The 17,994-nt window shown below is 67.6% G+C and carries 15 protein-coding genes; 5 read left to right on the top strand and 10 right to left on the bottom strand.

What is annotated here, in order from left to right:
* Positions 1 to 55: 55 nt before the first annotated feature.
* The 7 genes from ACZK3W_RS13270 to ACZK3W_RS13300 all read right to left on the bottom strand — a co-directional run bounded on the left by ACZK3W_RS13270 (position 56) and on the right by ACZK3W_RS13300 (position 6,835).
* Positions 56 to 1,705, bottom strand: coding sequence for an MFS transporter (locus tag ACZK3W_RS13270; RefSeq protein WP_197615418.1), 1,650 nt, complete (start codon positions 1,703 to 1,705; stop codon positions 56 to 58).
* On the bottom strand, positions 1,699 to 2,982 hold the full coding sequence (locus ACZK3W_RS13275; protein WP_197615417.1) for an alginate export family protein: 1,284 nt from the start codon (positions 2,980 to 2,982) through the stop codon (positions 1,699 to 1,701). Before ACZK3W_RS13275 ends, ACZK3W_RS13270 begins: the two co-directional genes overlap by 7 nt.
* On the bottom strand, positions 2,961 to 4,808 hold the full coding sequence (locus ACZK3W_RS13280; protein ID WP_197615464.1) for an amidohydrolase family protein: 1,848 nt from the start codon (positions 4,806 to 4,808) through the stop codon (positions 2,961 to 2,963). Before ACZK3W_RS13280 ends, ACZK3W_RS13275 begins: the two co-directional genes overlap by 22 nt.
* 119 nt (positions 4,809 to 4,927) lie before the next feature.
* Positions 4,928 to 5,353: a DoxX family membrane protein gene (locus tag ACZK3W_RS13285; RefSeq protein WP_197615416.1), complete on the bottom strand. Its 426-nt coding sequence runs from the start codon at positions 5,351 to 5,353 to the stop codon at positions 4,928 to 4,930.
* Between the two features lie 2 nt (positions 5,354 to 5,355).
* Positions 5,356 to 6,012, bottom strand: coding sequence for a hydrolase (locus ACZK3W_RS13290; RefSeq protein ID WP_049422794.1), 657 nt, complete (start codon positions 6,010 to 6,012; stop codon positions 5,356 to 5,358).
* The gene (locus ACZK3W_RS13295; RefSeq protein WP_053091059.1) at positions 6,009 to 6,452 is read right to left on the bottom strand and encodes a helix-turn-helix transcriptional regulator; all 444 of its coding nucleotides are present in this window, start codon (positions 6,450 to 6,452) and stop codon (positions 6,009 to 6,011) included. The genes ACZK3W_RS13290 and ACZK3W_RS13295 overlap by 4 nt, the downstream gene beginning before the upstream one ends.
* Before the next feature lie 50 nt (positions 6,453 to 6,502).
* On the bottom strand, positions 6,503 to 6,835 hold the full coding sequence (locus ACZK3W_RS13300; protein ID WP_197615415.1) for a hypothetical protein: 333 nt from the start codon (positions 6,833 to 6,835) through the stop codon (positions 6,503 to 6,505).
* A 96-nt stretch (positions 6,836 to 6,931) separates the two neighbouring features.
* Between ACZK3W_RS13300 and ACZK3W_RS13305 the strand changes: the two genes are divergently transcribed.
* The 3 genes from ACZK3W_RS13305 (at position 6,932) to ACZK3W_RS13315 (ending at position 12,231) form a co-directional block, all read left to right on the top strand.
* Positions 6,932 to 9,961: a two-component regulator propeller domain-containing protein gene (locus tag ACZK3W_RS13305; RefSeq protein WP_197615414.1), complete on the top strand. Its 3,030-nt coding sequence runs from the start codon at positions 6,932 to 6,934 to the stop codon at positions 9,959 to 9,961.
* Positions 9,954 to 10,607, top strand: coding sequence for a response regulator (locus tag ACZK3W_RS13310; protein WP_032128093.1), 654 nt, complete (start codon positions 9,954 to 9,956; stop codon positions 10,605 to 10,607). Before ACZK3W_RS13305 ends, ACZK3W_RS13310 begins: the two co-directional genes overlap by 8 nt.
* Before the next feature lie 709 nt (positions 10,608 to 11,316).
* Positions 11,317 to 12,231 (top strand): IS110 family RNA-guided transposase, encoded by a 915-nt coding sequence (locus tag ACZK3W_RS13315; RefSeq protein WP_180838801.1) that lies wholly within the window; start codon positions 11,317 to 11,319, stop codon positions 12,229 to 12,231.
* 241 nt (positions 12,232 to 12,472) lie between these two features.
* Here ACZK3W_RS13315 and ACZK3W_RS13320 read toward each other — a convergent pair whose 3' ends face one another.
* Positions 12,473 to 13,666 (bottom strand): MFS transporter, encoded by a 1,194-nt coding sequence (locus tag ACZK3W_RS13320; RefSeq protein WP_121503526.1) that lies wholly within the window; start codon positions 13,664 to 13,666, stop codon positions 12,473 to 12,475.
* A gap of 93 nt (positions 13,667 to 13,759) precedes the next feature.
* On the opposite strand from ACZK3W_RS13320, the gene ACZK3W_RS13325 reads away from it, so the two are divergent.
* The gene (locus ACZK3W_RS13325; protein WP_032128095.1) at positions 13,760 to 14,689 is read left to right on the top strand and encodes a LysR family transcriptional regulator; all 930 of its coding nucleotides are present in this window, start codon (positions 13,760 to 13,762) and stop codon (positions 14,687 to 14,689) included.
* Between the two features lie 89 nt (positions 14,690 to 14,778).
* Here ACZK3W_RS13325 and ACZK3W_RS13330 read toward each other — a convergent pair whose 3' ends face one another.
* Positions 14,779 to 16,236, bottom strand: coding sequence for an amidohydrolase family protein (locus ACZK3W_RS13330; protein ID WP_049398460.1), 1,458 nt, complete (start codon positions 16,234 to 16,236; stop codon positions 14,779 to 14,781).
* Positions 16,237 to 16,288: 52 nt separating this feature from the next.
* Complete coding sequence (locus ACZK3W_RS13335; protein WP_197616795.1) at positions 16,289 to 16,990, bottom strand: ankyrin repeat domain-containing protein; 702 nt, start codon at positions 16,988 to 16,990, stop codon at positions 16,289 to 16,291.
* Between the two features lie 122 nt (positions 16,991 to 17,112).
* On the opposite strand from ACZK3W_RS13335, the gene ACZK3W_RS13340 reads away from it, so the two are divergent.
* Positions 17,113 to 17,994, top strand: a complete 882-nt coding sequence (locus ACZK3W_RS13340; RefSeq protein WP_197616797.1) for a LysR substrate-binding domain-containing protein — start codon at positions 17,113 to 17,115, stop codon at positions 17,992 to 17,994.

Genomic DNA, 17,994 nt, shown 5'->3' on the forward strand with positions numbered 1-17,994 from the left:
AGGGGATTAAGTCGTTTGTGCACAAACGACTTAATCCCCTCCGTCCCCTTTTTTGTCAGATATCGCTGTGGTGGTGCGGGACCCCGGTCTTCGGCAGCGGGTCATGCCCGCCCACGAAGTGGCGCACCACCGGTGCACGCTCACCGCGATGCAGCCCGCGCAGCACTTCCTGGATCGCCTTGTCATCGGCGGTGATGCGTTCGTGCTGGCGCAGATGCTCCAGCCACGACGGGGTCACGAAATACTCAAGGTGGATGCCCGGGCTGGCCACATCCTCCACCACGCCCCAGACCACGGCGCCATCGCGGCGGCGGATCGTGCCCAGCGCGCGCATCTGCGCCTGGAACGCGGCGCGGTCAGCCTCGTCGATGCGGTACTCCAGGGTGACCAGTACCGGGCCGCGATCGTTGGATACCGGCACCGACAGTTCCGGTGCCGGCCAGTGTCCCGCCGGGCGCAGGTTCAGATCCTCGGTGCCAGCGATGCGCACGCGCCACACCAGCAATCCGCCGATCACCGCACCCGCGGCAGCCACCAGCAAGGCCAGCTCCGGCGAGGTGCGCTGCGCCAGTGCACCCCAGCTCAGGCCACCAGCCGCCATGCCAGCGGAAAACACCATGATGTACAGCGCCAGTGCACGCGCCCGTACCCACGCTGGCACTGCGGTCTGCGCGGCAATCTGCAGCGACGACAGCACGGTGATCCAGGCAAAGCCATTGATCAGCATCACCAATGGCAGCAAGTACCAGCTGCGGGTCAGCGCCAGCCCGACCAGGCTGAGCGCCAGCGACAGCGTGGCCAGCAGCACCAGCAGGTCGCGATCCATCTGCGCGCGCAGCTTCGGCAGCAACAACGCACCACCCACGGCACCGATCCCGATGCAGCCGAGCAGCATGCCGTACTGCCCCGCCCCACCCTGCATCTGGCCGCGCACCACCACCGGCAGCAGTGCATTCATTGCTGCAGCAAAGAAGAAGAAGCCGACCGACTTGATCAACACCGCCTGCAGGCGCCCGGCGCGGCTGGCATAGCGCAGGCCCGCCTTCAGGCCGGCACCGAAGCCTTCCGGCGGCAGGCTGGACTGTTTCGGGTCGCGCTTCCAGCCCCACACCACGAACAGCATCGCGGCAAAGGTGATGGCGTTGAAACCGAAGGCCCAGACCGCGCCGAGCTGGGCGACGATCACACCGCCGATGGCCGGGCCGATCGAGCGCGCGATGTTGATGCCGATCGAGTTCAGCGCCACCGCCGAGGCCAGCATCGGCTGCGGCACCAGTTCGGATACGATCGCGGCCTGCGCCGGCATCGCCATCGCCGCACCGCAGCCCATGCAGAAGGTCAGCAGCACCAGCAGCTGCGGGGTCAGCATGTCCAACGCAGTCAGCGCCGCCATCACTGCCGCGACCAGCAGCATCCAACCCTGGGTGGCCAGCAGATACCTGCGGCGATCGACGATGTCGGCCAGGGTGCCGGCGGCCAGCGCCAGCAGCACGATCGGCACCGTGGTGGCCGACTGCACCAGCGCCACCATCAGTGGTGAGCCGGTACGTTCGGCCATTACCCAGGCGGCGGCCACATCGTTGACCCAGGTGCCGATGTTGCTGGCCAGGATCGCCAGCCAGATCGAGCGGAACATCCGGATTTTCAGCGGGGACCAGGCACCTGCGGCCTGTGCGGGGGGTTGCGACGCGGTTGCGTTCACCATTGCCATGCTCCAACGATCGAGGCGAACAGCGTGTCCTGGCCTCCGGCCTGCTTCAGTGCAGGACCGGCATCGACCCAGGCCAGCTGCAGCTGCCATTGCCAGTGTTCGCTGGCCTGCCAGCGTGTTTCGGATTTGTATTGATTACCGATGCGGCGCGCGCCACCGGCGCTGCCTGGCAACGCCACCAGCGGTGCCGGCGTGGTGTAGACCGCATCGGCACGACGATGCTTCCAGGCCATCTGTACGCCCAGTTCCGTCGTCACCGCGTCGTGCAGGCGCAGGGACAGGGTCGGCTGAAGGTCCATCAGGTTGGCCGGGGCCAGCAGGCTGGCCTCGCTGAAGTAAGCCGATTTCGGGAACAAGGCGTTGAAGGTTCCCAGGCGGCCGTCATGCAGGTTGCCATCGCCACTGGCGATGTCGGCCTTCAACCCCAACCGCGGCTGCAGCGGCAGGTTCGTCCAGCGCCACCCCGTATCGGTCGCCAGCGTCCAGGCGCGGATATCGAGGGTGCCGGCGGTCGTCCGCAGTTCACCGCCCTGCGCCACCAGCTCGCTGTTCCAGTCCAGTGCACCGGCATGGCCGAACCAGCGCGCGCCCAGGGTCTGCCGACGTTCGGTACCGCTGCCTGCGGCGAAGCGCGCGCCTTCGCGGCGGTAGTCCAGCAGATACAGATCCCACTGTCCCGCGCCCTGTCCCCGCACCGTGGTGGCATAGGCACCCCACAGGTGGGCACCGTGCTCGCCGCGATCATCAAAGGCACCCGGTCGGTTTTCCACTGGCCGCAATGCCATCAGATCAAGCGTACCCAGGCGGCCTTTCCAACCCACACGCGCACCGTCGAACGCCAGGCGGATGTTCGGCCCGTCGCGCACTGACAGCAGCCGTGAACTGCCATAGCCGGCTTCCTGCCGGCCGAGTTGCAGGTGGAAGCCATCGCGCTGCCAGCGCCAGTACGCCTGCTGCACATCCAGCGCGCTGCGGTCGGTGCGACCCGGGCCGCCGGCCTTGCCATTCTCCCCATGCACACCCAGCTGCAGCTTCGCCTGCCAGGTGTCTTCCACATAGGTGGCCGATGCCAAGGCACGCAGCAGGCCATAGGCATCCTCGCTGCCGCCAATGCCGAACCGGGTCGGGTCGTAGTACAGCCCACGCACACGCAGCGACGCATCCCATTGCAGTTGGCCGTCACCGGCGTCGCTGCAATGACCGCCGTCGCAGGCCTGCACCAGCGACGGTGCGGCCAGCAATGCCAGGCTCAGAACGCGAAGCACGAGCATCCCATCGCGCCCCAGAACGCGGTCAGGTCATCGGTGGGCGCCGCGTGCCGGGCCGCATGACCATGAGCACCGTGAGTGCTGCAGGCTACGCCGTGATGGTGACGATGGGCGGCGGCCAACCCGGTGGCGGTACCGCCGACGTGGTAGCCGCCGAACCGGTTGACCGGCGACCAGTTGGGCATCGCCGGCGGCAGCTGCGGCGCAAGCCCTGCATAGTCGGCGTCGGCATGCACGATGCGGCCACCGACCACGGTCAACACGCTGGTGATGTCGGCGATCTGCGCATCATCCACGCGGAAGAAATCGGCCGAGAGCAGGATGAAATCGGCCAACTGGCCGACCTTCAACGTACCCTTCACTGCTTCGTCGCCGGAGAACCAGGCACTGCCCTGGGTCCACAGGCGCAGCGCCTGCTCGCGTTCGAGCAGGTTCTCATCGCCATACAGGGCCAGCCCGCCGACGGTGCGCCCGGTCACCAGCCAGGACAACGCCACCCACGGGTTGTAGCTGGCCACACGGGTGGCATCGGTTCCAGCACCGATCGGCACGCCTTCGGCCAGCATGCGCTTGACCGGCGGCGTATGCCGCGCGGCCTGCACGCCGTAGCGCTCGACGAAGGCTTCGCCCTGATAGGCCATGCGATGCTGCACGGCGATGCCGCCACCCAGCGCACGGATGCGCTCGATGTTGCGCGGGGTGATGGTTTCGGCGTGATCGATGAACCAGTGCAGGCCATCGAACGGCACCTCGCGGTTGACCTGTTCGTACACATCGAGGATGCGGGTGATGCTCTCGTCGTACGTCGCATGGATGCGGAACGGCCAACGCTTCTCGACCAGCAGCTTCACCACATCGTGCAGTTCCGGTTCCAGCTCCGGCGGCAGTTCCGGGCGCGGCTCGTTGAACAACTCGAAGTCGGCCGCCGAGAACACCAGCATCTCGCCGGCACCGTTGTGGCGCAGCAGGTCATCACCCTGCCGCGGCTGCAGCATCTCGCTCCATCCGCGGAAGTCATCCACTTCCTTGCCCTTGTTCTGGGTGAACAGGTTGTAGGCGATGCGCACGGTCAGCTGGTCATCGCGGTGCAGCTGCTCGATGACCTGGTAGTCCTCGGGGTAGTTCTGGAAACCACCGCCGGCGTCGATCACCGAGGTGATGCCGAGACGGTTCAACTCACGCATGAAATGACGGGTGGAATTGGCCTGGTACTCGATCGGCAGCTTCGGACCCTTGGCCAGGGTCGCGTACAGAATCAGCGCGTTGGGCTTGGCCAGCAGCAGCCCGGTCGGGTTGCCCAGCGAATCACGCACGATCTGGCCGCCCGGCGGATCCGGGGTGTCCTTGGTATAGCCACAGGCACGCAGTGCGGCGCGGTTGAGCAGCGCACGGTCGTACAGGTGCAGTAGGAACACCGGCGTGTCCGGCGCGATGTCGTTGAGCTCCTGCAGCGTGGGCAGGCGCTTCTCGTTGAACTGGGTGGCGGTGAAACCACCGACCACGCGCACCCACTGCGGTGCAGGCGTGCGGTCGACCTGCGCCTTCAGCATGTCCAAGGCATCGCCCAGCGAACGCAGGCCGTCCCAGCGCAGTTCCAGGTTGTAGTTCAGGCCACCACGTATCAGGTGGGTATGGCTGTCGTTGAGGCCGGGCAGCAGGCGCCGGCCTTGGGCGTCGATCAGGGTCGCTTCATTGCCCCAGCCACGCATGATCTCCTCGTCGCTGCCGACGGCAACGATGCGCCCTTCCTGCACGGCCAGCGCCTGTGCATGCGGCTGCTGCGGGTCGAGGGTGGTGATGCGGGCATTGCGGATGACCAGCGTGCTCATGCGACGCTCCTTGGAAGTGGAATCGAGTGCGGCACCGGCACGGCCGGCCAGGCCCAGCGCCACCGCGGCGCTGCCGGCCAGCACCACGTTGCGGCGGCCGTGATCGAGTGGATCGTGACTCATGCGAGATCTCCCGGAAGGCGTTGGCCGTCCAGTGCCCAGGCGCCGGGCCCGGTCAGCGCGAGGGCCAGCAGTACCGTGGTCCACATCAACGGGTACTCACTGCCACCGCGCATCCAGAACCAGCCCTTGGGCAGGGCCAACAGAACGGTGAAGCCGATGAAGGCCGCCGCTGCAAGCGCGGCGACGCGGGTCTGCCAGCCCAGCAGCACGGCCAGCCCTGACAGCACCTGCAGCAGGGCCAGCAGCAGCGGCAGCGGTGCCACCGCTGGCAGGCCGAAGCCGCGCAGTTCGGTGGCGAAGCCGGCCAGCCCAGGACCGCCGAACCAACCGAACAGCTTGCCGAGCGCGTGTGGCAGCAGGAATCCCCCGGCTGCCGCGCGCAGCATCAGCAGGGCCAGGTCGAGGCCATGGCCAACCAGCATGCTCAGTGCCCGCCTTCCTGCGCGCCGAACATGCGCTTGGCGTACTGGATGCCGATGCCATAGCCACCGGCGTGGTCGCGGGCGATGCCGGTGGTCAGCTCGTAGGTCTCGCCACGCGCCCAGTCACGCTGCAGCTCCAGCAGGTACTGCACGCTGGTCATCGGCACTGCACCGGCCTGCACCATGCGGGTGATCGCACGCTCGTGGGCTTCTTCGCTGACATCGCCGCAGGCATCGGTGATCACATACACCTCGAAGCCCTGTGCCAGCGCCGACAGCGCCGGTCCCACGATGCAGACGCTGGTCCACAGGCCGGCAACGACCAGGCGACGCTTGCCGATGCGGTTGATCTCATCGATCACCGGCTGGTCTTCCCAGGTGTTCATCGAGGTGCGGTCGAACACCGTCTGGCCCGGGAAGATCTCCGGCAGTTCCGGGAACATCGGGCCGGAGAACGACGCTTCGGCGACGGTGGTCAGCAGCACCGGCACGTTGAAGCCCTTGGCGCCCTTGCTGATCAACGACACGTTGTTGCGCAGCGCGGAGATATCGATGGTGTGGGTGGCGAATGCCATCTGCGACTGGAAGTCGATCAGCACCAGGGCATGGTCGGTGGGCGACAACAGGGCCGGGGCGGGCGTGGCGGTGGCAAGGCTCATGGTTGGACTCCGTTGGAAACACGATCAGGGGGAAGCAACAGGGCCGCATCGCCGGCCAGGTACTGGCCGGGGCTGCAGCCGGTCTCGGCGCGGAAGCTGCGGACGAAATGGCTCTGGTCGAAGAAGCCCAGCTGCTGCGCCAGGCAGGACATCGGCAGCTGCGCGACCGGCAACAACTGGCGCGCACGTTCGATGCGGCGACGGCGCACGTAGCGCAGCGGGCTGGCGCCGGTACCGGTCCGGAACAGGCGCACCAGATGGAAGCGGCTGACGCAGGCGGCTGCGGCCAGCTCGGTCACCCGCAGCGGCTGCGACAGGTGCTCATCGACATAGCGCAGGGCGCGCTGCAATGCGGCGGCCTGCTGCGGTGCCAGCGCCACGGCGGGCGGATCGGGCGAAAAGACGGTGGCCATGCGGGACGCCGCGAGGGGGTGCCCCATGGTGCGTGGCCGCCGCACGATGCCCTACCCCCGTCGGTCGAGGCCAGCACCTACCCGAATGGGGGAGGCCGACGCCCGAGCAGGCGACGACCGAACAACCGCGCATCCAGTGAATAGGCGCCAGGGCCCAACATCAACAGCGCCAAGGGCAGCACCACCTGTGACCACGGCGCCTGCTGCGCGAACAGGCCCACGGCCACCATCAGCACGGCCAGTGGCGTCAACACACCCAGCGTGAGCATCGGCACTGCCAGCAGGCACAGCGCCGACCACCCGCCCGCATGCGTGCCGGGCGTGCACAGTGCCGCGGACAGGCACAGCCGCAACCACAGCAGGCCGATGCCCGGCCCGCGGTCGGGGAACATCACGAACAGGCGCTGCATGGCCAGGCTCCACAGGACATGCCGGCGTGATAACCGACCGCGGCGGCGACCGCCTACCCCGTTCGGGTCACCCCGGACTGCCCCGCACCTGCCAGAATGCGCGCCATGCGTGGCCGCCCCTTCCCGTTCCTGCGTCGCCTGCCGACGCTGCTGACGTGCCTGCTGCTGTGGACCGCCCTGCCCGCTTTTGCCGTGCAGCGCCCGCCGGTGAGCGGCGGGCTGCCCGGTTACGAGCACACCGCGTGGCGGGTCGGCCAGGGTGCACCCGGCGATATCTGGGACATCACCCAGGACCGCGACGGCCTGCTGTGGCTGGCCACCGGCTCGGGCCTGTACCGCTTTGATGGCCGTCGCTTCGAACGGCAGGCAGCGCCCGTCGGCAGCCAGTTCCCGTCCACCAACATGGTCACGCTGGCGCATGCCGCCGACGGTGCCCTGTGGATCGGCTACTTCCAGGCCGGCATCAGCCGGTTCGCACAGGGGAGGCTGCACAACTACGGCCGCGAGCAGGGGGTGCCGGTCGGCGTGGTCCCACGCTTCAGCCAGGATCGCCAGGGCCAGCTGTGGGCGGCGGTCAATGGCGGGCTGCGCCGCTTTGATGGACAGCGCTGGCAGCCACTGCCGGCCGCAGCCGGCCTGCCCGAGCGCCGTGTGCAGTGGGTGCTGCACGACAGCCGGGGCAGGTTCTGGGTGCTGGCCGACCTGAAGATCTGGATGCGTGCGGCCGGCCAGACCACGTTCGAGGACACCGGCATCGCGGTCTCGCAGATGGCAACGCTGGCCGAAAGCCCGCAGGGTGAAGTGTGGTTGGCCGACCGGGTGCGCGGCACCTCACCCCTGGCCAACGCGCAGGGCCTGTTGGCGGCCAGCGAACGTGAAGCGCGGCGTCTTCCGGAACTGGTTGCTGCACGCCTGCAGTTCACTGCCGATGGCGCGCTGTGGGCCACGATGAGCCCGCACGGCGGCGTCGCCCGCATCACCTTCGACGGCAGCCGCGCCGTGCGCATGGAGCGTTTCGATTCGCCGCACGGGCTGACCGCCACCTCGGCGGTGCCGATCATCGCCGACCGCGAAGGCAATCTCTGGGTCGGCACCAATCTCGGCCTCAACCGCTTCCGCGCACGCAGCGTGCACACCCTGGCAGTCGGCCCGAGTGATCCCTACCGCTCGCTGGTGCGGGCCAGCGATGGCCGCGTGTATGGCTATGGCGAAGACCTCAAACCCTACGATCTGCGGCGCACTCTGCTGGATGGCAGTGCCCCGCAGCTGCAGGCCGCCGCGCGCCAGGCACCCACGCCGATCTGGCAGTTCGACTGGGTCAATCTTGCGCGCACGCTCGCCGGCCACACCTCGTTGATCCCGCTGCCGGCCCCGTTCACCGGGCAACCGCTGCACGCCCTGCTGTTCCCCGACGACGCGCAGGCCTGGGTATGCACGGGTGAACGCGGCGTCCTGCACTACCTGCATGGCCAATGGCAGCGCGAGGTCCGCCTGCCCGAGCAGGCCTGCTCATCGCTGGCGCTGGATGCCCATGGCCAGCTGCTGCTCGGCTATGCCGACGGCCGCCTGCGCCGGATGAGCGCGGGCCACATCGAGAGCTTCGATGCCAGCCAGGGCCTGTCGGTCGGGCCGATCACCGCAATGCTGCATCACCAGGACCTGCTGCTGGTCGCCGGCGAAGCCGGTCTGGCTGCGCGCGTTGGCAACGGTCGTTTCGTTCCGGTGCGAACCGACATGGCCGGTGTACTGGAAGGCATCACCGGCATGGTGGCCGATCCGAACGGACACCTCTGGTTCAATGGCAGCCGTGGCCTGGTCCGGCTGGGGAGCGATCAGCTGCGACGGACGCTGCGGACCGGGCTGCCGGTGACGCCACGCCTGTTCGATGCGGTGGATGGCATGCCGGGCATCGCCCTGCAGAGCGGACCGATCGCCACCGCCACGCTGGCCGATGACGGACTGCTGTGGCTGGCCACCAACCAGGGCCTGGCCTGGCTGGACACCACCCGCTCGCACGTCAACACCATGGCGCCCAGCGTGCGCATCGGCGAAGTGCTGTATGGCAGTGAGCACGAGCCACTGCGCGATGGCCTGCGCCTTCCGGCCGGCACCAGCCAATTGCAGATCGATTACGTGGCGCTGTCGCTGGCACGTCCGGAGCGCAACCGCTACCGCTATCGCCTGTCCGGCGTCGACGACGGCTGGCAGGATGCCGGCAGCAGCACGCGGGCGTACTACACCAACCTCGCCCCGGGCAATTACCGGTTCGAGGTGGAAGCCGCCAACGAAGACGGCATCTGGAGCACTGCACCGGCCAGTCGCAGCTTCCGCATCGCCCCCACCTTCATGCAGACCGTGTGGTTCAAGCTGCTGTGTGCGGCCGCGATCCTCGCACTGCTGGTGATGGCGGTGCGCATCCGCAGCGGGCAGCTGGCCGCGCTGTTCCGCGCGCGCCTGCAGGAACGCAATGGCGAACGCGAACGCATCGCACGCGACCTGCACGACACCCTGCTGCAGGGCAGCCAGGGCCTGATCCTGCGCCTGCACGCGATCAGCCAGTCGCCGCAGACCCCGGAGCAGGTACGCGGCCAGCTGGAATCGGCGATGCAACTGGCCGAGCGCAACCTGGCCGAGGGCCGCGAGCGGGTCAATGCCCTGCGTGAGGGACCGTTCGCTGGCCGCGACCTCGCTTCGGCACTGGCCGATGTGCACGCCGAGTACGCCGGGCATGGCACCAACCCACTGCGCCTGACCGTGGAAGGTGCAACGCCACCGCTGCAGGCCGACGCGGCCGAAGAAGTGTTCCTGATCGGGCGTGAGGCGATCCGCAATGCGTTGCGTCACGCCAACGCCAGCGCCATCGAAGTGGAGCTGTCCTACGGCACGCGGTGCTTCCTGCTGCACGTGCGCGACGATGGCGTCGGCATCGCCGACGACAATGCCGGCCATGGTCATTGGGGCCTGCAGGGCATGCGTGAGCGCGCGCAGCGCCTCGGTGCGGAACTACAGCTGTGGACCCGCGCCGGACTGGGGACCGAAGTCGCGCTGGCGGTTCCCGCCCGGCGCCTGTATCACCGCCGCCCATCGCGCTGGCGCTGGCCCTGGAGTAAAGCAAACCATGACTGAGTCCCCTGCCCCGATCGGCGTGCTGGTGGTCGACGACCACCCGCTGCTGCGTGACGGCCTGGCGGCGCTGCTGGGCGCACAACCCGATCTGCGCCTGCTCGGCGAAGCCGCCGATGGCGAGGAAGCCATCGCCTGCTACCAGCGGCTGCAGCCCGACGTGGTGCTGATGGACCTGCAGATGCCACGGCTGGATGGTGTGGAAGCCATCGTGCGGATCCGCGCGATGGACCCGCGCGCGCGCATCATCGTGCTGACCACCTACCGCGGTGACGTACGTGCGGTAAGGGCACTGCAGGCCGGCGCCAGCGCCTATCTGCTGAAGGACATGCTGCGCCATGAGCTGGTCGATACGATCCGCATGGTCGCTGGCGGCCGCCGCGCACCGATTCCCCCGGCGGTGGCGGCCAGCATCGCCGCGCATGTGGTGGAAGACCGGTTGTCGCCGCGCGAAACCGAGGTACTGAGGCATGTGGCCGGGGGCCTGTCGAACAAGCGCATCGGCGAGCGCATGCAGATTTCCGAGCAGACGGTGAAGGCGCACATGAAGAGCCTGATGGACAAGCTGGGCGTGGGTGATCGCACGCATGCGGTGACCCAGGCGCTGCGGCGCGGGATCATCAGCCTGGACGACAGCGGTCACGATTAGGGGTTGTTCGGCAGGGCTTGCAGCCCTGCACCCGCGGTAGTGCCGGCCGCTGGCCGGCAACCTCTACAGCAACAGCGGGCTTTCCGTGGGATGGCGGGGCGGTGTCGGAGTGCGGGGACGCTGCAAGTCCCCCTCCGGGGCCCGGCCCAGCCGCTGGCGGCTGTGCGTTCGGGCGCTTGCGAAGCCGTGCTTCGCAAGCAAAGCGCCCTCACCCATGTAAGCTCGGTCGCCTGCGCCCGACCCATGCGGCTCACGCCCCCGCAACCGGAGCCACCCCGCCTTCGACAGTTCCCCGCGGCCTGTCGTGTATTGCTTTCTGTAGCCGAGCCATGCTCGGCTCAGATCTCACAGATATTGAAATATTCGATTCCGATGGAGTCATCCACACAGGCGTGGATCCATCAGACATCGGGAAACTGTCAGAGGTGGGGCGGTGTCGGAGTGCGGGGTGTCAGCCGCATGGATGCGGCTGCCAAGCCTTATCTGATCGGAATCTGGCAGCGTAGGCGTCGAGAGCCGGCGTGGGCCGCCGTGCGAGCCTAGATCTCGACGATCCGTAACCAGGATCGCGACGATCGCCATGTAGCTTGGCGCCCACGCCGGAATCTCCCTTGATCCGCCCGAACAGTTGCTGGAGCGACCACTCGAAGCGATAAGACTGGGCAAGCGGGGGAGCTCTCGACCCTTCCAGACTATACGGAGTCAGGTGATGAACGGGATCGGGATTGATGTCAGCAAGCGTCAGCTGGATATCGGTACGACGGACGGAGAAACCCTGCAGGTCAGCAACAACCGCTCCGGGTTTTCTGAACTGGATGTTTGGCTGAAGAAGCGTCCGACCCGCCAGATCGTGCTTGAAGCCACGGGTGGCTATGAGCAGCCGGTGCTGGATTTCCTGCACAAGGCCGGTCATCCGGTGGCCCGTGCCAATGCCTTGCGCGCCCGGAAACTGGCTCAGGGGTTGGGTCAGACTGCCAAAACCGACCGTTTGGATGCCTACGCGTTGGCGCAGATGGCCGCCCTGGTGAAGCTGCCTCCCTATCAGCCGCTGCAGTCTTGGCAGCAGAAGATGCGGGAGTTCGTTCGGGCACGTCGGCAGGCGATGGACGCCCTGACCATCGCGCGGCAACAGCAGGAAATGGTGCTTGATCGTGAACTGCGCCGACTACTGCAGGGCAACATCACCCGCCTACAAACGTTGGTTGAGCGTCTGGGCAAGCAGATCGTCGAGCAGGTTGGTCAGCAGCCTCAACTGAAGATGCTGAAGTCGATGAAGGGCGTAGGGCCTGTGCTGCAGGCAGTTCTAGCCAGCTATCTGCCAGAGCTTGGCAGGATCACTGGCAAGCGCATCGCCAGCCTGGTCGGGGTAGCCCCGATGTCCCACGACAGCGGCACGATGAGAGGAAAACGAAGCATCCACGGTGGAAGAGCCGAAATCCGGCAAGTGCTCTACATGGCGGCAATGTCGGCCATGCGGCATGAACCTCGGCTGCGCGATTTTTACCAGTCGCTACGAGCCCGCGGCAAGGAAGGCAAGGTGGCCATCGTGGCAGTGATGCGGAAGATGCTGGTCATCCTCAACGCCCGTGTGCGCGACGCTGAAAGCGGGCTAGTCCCCGCCTGAGGCGAGCCAGGGCGAAAGACCAAAGGCTGCCGGCCAGCGGCCGGCACTACCGTGCCCGTTTACCTGACGGGCCTGAGACTCTCCAGCAACACAGTTGCTACAAGGACGTACTTGCGGCGTCCCCGCACTCCGACACCGCCCCACCACCCCACAGGAAACCCGCCGTTGCTGTTGCTGTTGCTGTTGCTGTTGCTCCAGCTTCCAGCAGGTGCAGGGCTGCAAGCCCTGCCGAACACCATCCTTACCTCAAACGCAGCAGCAGGCTGCCACCCGCGCACACCACCGCCAGCCAGGCCACGCCGTTCCAACCCCACTGCGCCAGCGCCAGGCTGCCCAGCGCACCACCGGCGGCCATGCCGATGAACATGCCCGTGAACAGCAACGCATTGAGCCGGCTGCGTGCCGGCGGCACCAGTCCGTAGACCAACGTCTGGTGCGCCACCAGCGCCGACTGGAAGCCGAAGTCGAACAGCAGCGCGCTCACCACCAGCAGCGGTAGCAGCGCAGCGGCCGGCAGCCACGACTCGGTCAACAGCAGGCCAAAGCCCAGCAGCGCCACCGCGATCGCCAGCCGCGCCACGGCGTGGCAACCCAAGCGATCGGCGAATCGACCCGCAAACGGCGCGGCCAATGCGCCGGCCGCACCGGCAATGCCGAATGCACCCGCTGCGGCACTACCCAGCCCCAACCGTGCATGCAGCATCAGCGCGAGGGTTGACCAGAACGCGCTGAAGCCCACCGCCAGCAGCGACTGGCTGGCCACCGCACGGCGCAGCTGTGGCTGCTCCCGCCACAACGCCAGCAACGAACCCAACAACGCGGGATAGCGCAGTGTACTGGTCGGTGCGAAGCGCGGCAGCGCACGCGCCATCACCGCTCCCATCGCCGCCACTGATACCGCGGCCAGCACGAACTGCGTGCGCCAACCCCACGCTTCGGCCACTACGCCACTGACCACCCGTGACAACAGGATTCCGAGCAGCAGGCCGGTCATCACCCGGCCGACGATCTGGCCGCGCTGCACATCCGGCGCCAGCACCGCTGCAGCCGGCACGATGTCCTGCGCCAGCGTGGCCATCAGCCCGACCAGCAGGCTGGCCATCAGCAGGCCAGGCAGGTGGCCAGCCATCGCAGCAGCGCCCAACGCCAACGCCAGCAACGCGGACTTCCACAGGATCAGGTTGCGGCGGTCGAACCGGTCGCCCAACGGCGCCAGCAGCAGAATGCCAAGCGCATATCCCAGCTGGGTCAAGGTCGGTACCAGGCCGGCGGCGCGCTCGCCGGCGCCGAGATCTTGGGCGATCAGGCCCAGCATCGGCTGGCTGTAGTAAAGCGAGGCAACCGAGAAGCCGGCGCCGGCTGCCATCGCCATCACCAGCGGGGTGGAGGGTGCGGTCGTGGGTGCCGCAGCGACGGACAGCGAGGGGGTAGACATGGGAGAGTCCGGTGGGGGAAGTGGGCGTATCCTGCCGGTATTCGCGAGGCGTCTGTAGTAGGCTTCCGCACATACACTTCATACGTAAAGCGCATGAATGACCTCGCCACCGGCGCCGATCGTCTGGATCTGCTGCGCACCTTCCTGCGCATCGTCGATGCCGGCAGCCTGTCTGCTGCGGCCGTGCAGCTGGGCACCACCCAGCCGACGGTCAGCCGCCGCCTTCAGGCCCTGGAGCGGCAGTTAGGCCTGCGCCTTCTGCAGCGCTCCACCCACGGCCTGCAGCTGACCGAGGATGGCCTGCGTTGCCAGCGCCATGCGCAACGCGTGGTCGACGAATGGGAGTCGCTACAGGCCGAACTGCACGGCGAACCGGAAACGCTGCGTGGACGCCTGCGGGTGATGGTGCCGCACGCGTTCGGCCAGGCGCAGCTGCTGCCGACCATGCTCGCGTTCCTCGCCCAGCACCCGCAGCTGAGCCTGGAGTGGATCCTCGAGGATCGGCGCCCGGACTTCATCGCAGAAGGCATCGACTGCGCGGTGCGGGTGGGCCCCGTCGACGAACCGCGCATGGTCGCACTACCGCTCGCCGAAGTGCCGCGCATCGTCGTGGCAGCGCCCTCGTTGGTGGACGCCACAGCAGTCAGTACGCCGGAACAGGCGCAATCACTGCCGTGGATCTCGCTGGTCACCTACTACCGCGAACGCCTGCTGCTGCATGACGCACAGGGCCGCGCGCATACGCTGTCGATCAGCCCGCGCCTGCTCAGCGACAACCTGTTCGTGGTGCAGCAGGCCGCATGTGCGGGGCTGGGCGCAGCGGTGGTCTCGGCCTGGCTGGTGGCCGACGATCTCGCACAAGGGCGGCTGGTGCAGCTGCTGCCGGACTGGCAGGCGCCGGCACTGCCGGTACACGTGGTGTTTCCCGCCGCGCGCCAGCAGCCGCCGCGGCTGCGCGCCTTCATCGATGCGATGAAGGCCGCGCTGCCGCAATTGCATGGAATGCGGCCGGCGCCGCGTTAGGTCATCGGCCGCATCATCCACGCATGGCGTGGATCTACTGATGGTACGGGTAGATCCACGCAATGCGTGGATTCTGCCCCGCCCCGCAATCAGTTGGCCTTGGCCGCCTCGGCATTCCACGCTGCGACCCTGGCCTTGGTGTCGGCCAGCATCTTGTCCAGTGCGGCGCGGTCATACACGTTGCCGCGCAGGATCACGCTGTCGATCTTTTCGGTGGCAGCAATGTCCTGCAGTGGGTTGGCGGTCAGCAGTACCAGATCGGCGGCCTTGCCCTGTGCGACACCACCGTAGCGGTCCATCTGGCCGAACCAGGCCGGGCCGGAACGGGTTGCGGCCGACAGCGCCTGCGGTGCGCTCAGGCCTTCCTTCACGAACAGCTGCAGTTCCTGATGCAGGGCGATGCCCGGGAAGTTGAACGAGTTGAGGAAGCCCGCATCGGTGCCCGCAATGATCGTCACACCGGCTTCCTGCAGCATCGGCAGCACCGCCGCGACCTGGTGGTACTGCGCGTGGCGCGCTTCGATCTGTGCCGGCGTGGCCTTCGCCGCGCGGTCCACGCGCCACTGGTAGGTCGCGCGCAGGCCCGGGCCGATGTAGGCCAGGTACGGATCGTTGGCGTGGTCATCCTGGTCAAGGAAATCGAGGATGCGGCCACCGTTGAGGGTCGGGGTCACGAACACGCCGCGCTTGGCGAAATCGCGGTAGGCGTGCATCGCCGTGTCACGGTCGAAGCTGGCGTCGAGGCGGCGGTTGGCTTCGGCGCGGTCGATGCGGCCGGCACCGAAGTCGGCGGCGATCTGCGCTTCATCCTTGCTGCCTGCCTTGAATGCGTAGTCCAGATGCTCGATCGAGGCCAGGCCTGCATCGACCGCCTGTTCAACGGTCAGCGCCATCGGAATGTGACCCGAGGCCTTGAACCCGGCCTTGCGCGCAGCACTGGCCGAGTACAGGAACAGCTCCGGCTTCAGCGTGCTGTCGGTAATCTTCACGAAATCAACCTTGTCGTGCTGCAGGCGGGCGATCGCCTTGTCGGCGTCGGCCTCGCTTCCCACTTCGATCGTACCCTTCCAGACCGGCTTGATGCCTTCGATCTTCGCGCCCGAACTGAGCAGGCGCGGACCAAACAGCGTGCCCTTGGCGATCTCGCCGCGCCACTGCAGCACCTGCTCGGGCAGGTCACCGGAACAGTCGCGCACGGTGGTGATGCCGTGCGCGATATATAGCGGCAGCAGCGCCTTGTTCTCTTCGATCAGCGCCGGGCCACCACCGAAGTGCACGTGCATGTCCCACAGCCCCGGAATCAGGTACTTGCCCTTGGCATCGATCTGGCGGGCCGCGCTCCATTGGCTGCGCAGCTGCGCGTCCGGGCCGACGGCCACGATATCCTCGCCACGGATCACCACGCTCTGTCCGGCCAGGGTGCTGGCGTGCTCGACATCGACCACGGTGGCATTGCGGATCAGCAGGTCGGCGCGCTCGGCAGCAGACGCCGACAGCGGGGCCACTGCAAGGAGGATGGCAAGGGACAACGGACGGGAACGGAACATGGACAGCATCCTGATGGGCACGACCAGCGTGCGGGGTGGAAGGGAACAGTCTTCAGCGCACCGCGCCGTGCTGGCGCAGCAGGGTTTCAATTCCGGTATAGCCGCGCTGGCGCGCGTGCGCCAGCGGCGTCACACCGTCGCCGTCGGCCAGCTCGGGGTCGGCGCCGGCCTCCAGCAGCAGCTGCACGATCTGCACGTGGCGCGCGCCGCCGTCACCGAGCAGGATCGCTTCCAGCAGCGCGGTCCAGTGCAGGCGGTTGACATGGTCTACAGCGACGCCGGCACGCAGCAGCGTGCGCACAGTGGCGACGTGGCCGCGCTCGGCGGCGGGAATCAATGCGGTGCCGCCATAGCGGTTGGTGCTGCGCAGGTCGGCGCCATGCGCCAGCGTCATCGCCAGGATCTCGTCCAGGCCACGCGCGCCGGCGTACAGGTAGGCGCTGTCCTGCATGGCGTCCTTGGCGTTGACGTCGGCGCCGGCTTCGATCAGTTCACGCGCGGCGTCTACATTGTTGCCATGCGTGGCCAGCAGCAGCGCGGTGCGGCCCTGGCCATCGCGCGCCTCCAGCGTGGCGCCATCCTCGATCGCCTGTCGCAGCGCATCGGCATCGCCACGGCTGGCAGCATCGCGCAGGCGGCCATCGACGTCGGCTTTGGACGTTGCGGTGCAGGCCGGGGAGACCATGGCCACCAGGAACAACAGCAGCACGCGCGCGAACGGCGCAGGCCAGCCAGGGGAACGATGGACGCGCATGACGGTGTCTCCTCATGACCGTCGCCACGGAGCGCCGTGCGACGGTAGCAACAGCCGGGCATTGCCGGCCCCTGCCCTGCATGGTAGAAGTCGGCATTGGTATCCAGAAGTGAAATGTTCAAATGCAAGACAGTGCCAAATCGAATAGAACCCTGTTCGAACTGGACCTGCTGCGGGCGCTGGTGATGGTGGCCGACTGCGGCAGCTTCACCACTGCGGCCACGCGCCTGCATTCGACCCAGTCCACGGTCAGTCAGAAGGTGCGCCGGCTGGAGGAACTGGCCGGGCATCGCCTGCTCGAACGCGGCCACCGCGACGTACACCCCACCGATGCCGGCCACACCCTGCTCGGCTACGCGCGGCGCATGCTCGACCTGAACGAGGAAATGGCACAGGCGCTGGCCGGCGCCACCGTGGAAACCGCGGTGCGCATCGGTGTGCCCGAGGACTTCGTCAACGCGCAGACCACACGCATGCTGGCCGCTTTCAGCCGTCGCCACTCGCAGGTGAAGCTGGAGATCAGCAGCGGCCTCAGCCGTGACCTCGCGCAGGGCTTCGACCACGGCGAGCTGGACCTGGTGCTGGTCAAGCAACGCCGCAACAGCCGCCAGGCGGTGCATTGCCGGCGCGAGCCGATGCACTGGATCGACAGCCTGCGCAGCAGCTGCCTGCAGCAGGACCCGCTGCCGCTGGTCACCTTCCCGCCACGCGGGCTGTACCGCGACGAGATGATCCACGCCGTGGAGGCGCTGGGCCTGCGCTGGCGCATCGCCTTCACCAGTTCGTCGCTGAGTGGCATCCAGGGTGCGGTGGCCGATGGCATCGGCATCAGCCTGCTGCCGCGCCGCGCGGTCAGCCGCGAGCACCGCATCATCGATGGAGAGCGCGAGCTGCCGGTGATCGACAACTACGAGATCGGCCTGCTGCATCGCGCGGACGCCGATGATGCCGTGCGCGCACTGGCCAGCGAGCTGTGGCGGCAGGTGCAGCGCGAACCGGACTGA

The organism is Stenotrophomonas sp. 80084_Sma (assembly GCF_056481995.1).

What these genes read in the sequence shown, in the direction of transcription:
- ACZK3W_RS13340 (WP_197616797.1), top strand. Translation starts at nt 17,113, where the DNA reads ATGCAAGACAGTGCCAAATCGAATAGAACCCTGTTCGAACTGGACCTG.
- ACZK3W_RS13330 (WP_049398460.1), bottom strand. Translation starts at nt 16,236, where the DNA reads ATGTTCCGTTCCCGTCCGTTGTCCCTTGCCATCCTCCTTGCAGTGGCC.
- ACZK3W_RS13270 (WP_197615418.1), bottom strand. Translation starts at nt 1,705, where the DNA reads ATGGTGAACGCAACCGCGTCGCAACCCCCCGCACAGGCCGCAGGTGCC.
- ACZK3W_RS13285 (WP_197615416.1), bottom strand. Translation starts at nt 5,353, where the DNA reads ATGCTGGTTGGCCATGGCCTCGACCTGGCCCTGCTGATGCTGCGCGCG.
- ACZK3W_RS13275 (WP_197615417.1), bottom strand. Translation starts at nt 2,982, where the DNA reads ATGCTCGTGCTTCGCGTTCTGAGCCTGGCATTGCTGGCCGCACCGTCG.
- ACZK3W_RS13320 (WP_121503526.1), bottom strand. Translation starts at nt 13,666, where the DNA reads ATGTCTACCCCCTCGCTGTCCGTCGCTGCGGCACCCACGACCGCACCC.
- ACZK3W_RS13290 (WP_049422794.1), bottom strand. Translation starts at nt 6,012, where the DNA reads ATGAGCCTTGCCACCGCCACGCCCGCCCCGGCCCTGTTGTCGCCCACC.
- ACZK3W_RS13300 (WP_197615415.1), bottom strand. Translation starts at nt 6,835, where the DNA reads ATGCAGCGCCTGTTCGTGATGTTCCCCGACCGCGGGCCGGGCATCGGC.
- ACZK3W_RS13310 (WP_032128093.1), top strand. Translation starts at nt 9,954, where the DNA reads ATGACTGAGTCCCCTGCCCCGATCGGCGTGCTGGTGGTCGACGACCAC.
- ACZK3W_RS13305 (WP_197615414.1), top strand. Translation starts at nt 6,932, where the DNA reads ATGCGCGCCATGCGTGGCCGCCCCTTCCCGTTCCTGCGTCGCCTGCCG.
- ACZK3W_RS13335 (WP_197616795.1), bottom strand. Translation starts at nt 16,990, where the DNA reads ATGCGCGTCCATCGTTCCCCTGGCTGGCCTGCGCCGTTCGCGCGCGTG.
- ACZK3W_RS13295 (WP_053091059.1), bottom strand. Translation starts at nt 6,452, where the DNA reads ATGGGGCACCCCCTCGCGGCGTCCCGCATGGCCACCGTCTTTTCGCCC.
- ACZK3W_RS13325 (WP_032128095.1), top strand. Translation starts at nt 13,760, where the DNA reads ATGAATGACCTCGCCACCGGCGCCGATCGTCTGGATCTGCTGCGCACC.
- ACZK3W_RS13280 (WP_197615464.1), bottom strand. Translation starts at nt 4,808, where the DNA reads ATGAGCACGCTGGTCATCCGCAATGCCCGCATCACCACCCTCGACCCG.
- ACZK3W_RS13315 (WP_180838801.1), top strand. Translation starts at nt 11,317, where the DNA reads ATGAACGGGATCGGGATTGATGTCAGCAAGCGTCAGCTGGATATCGGT.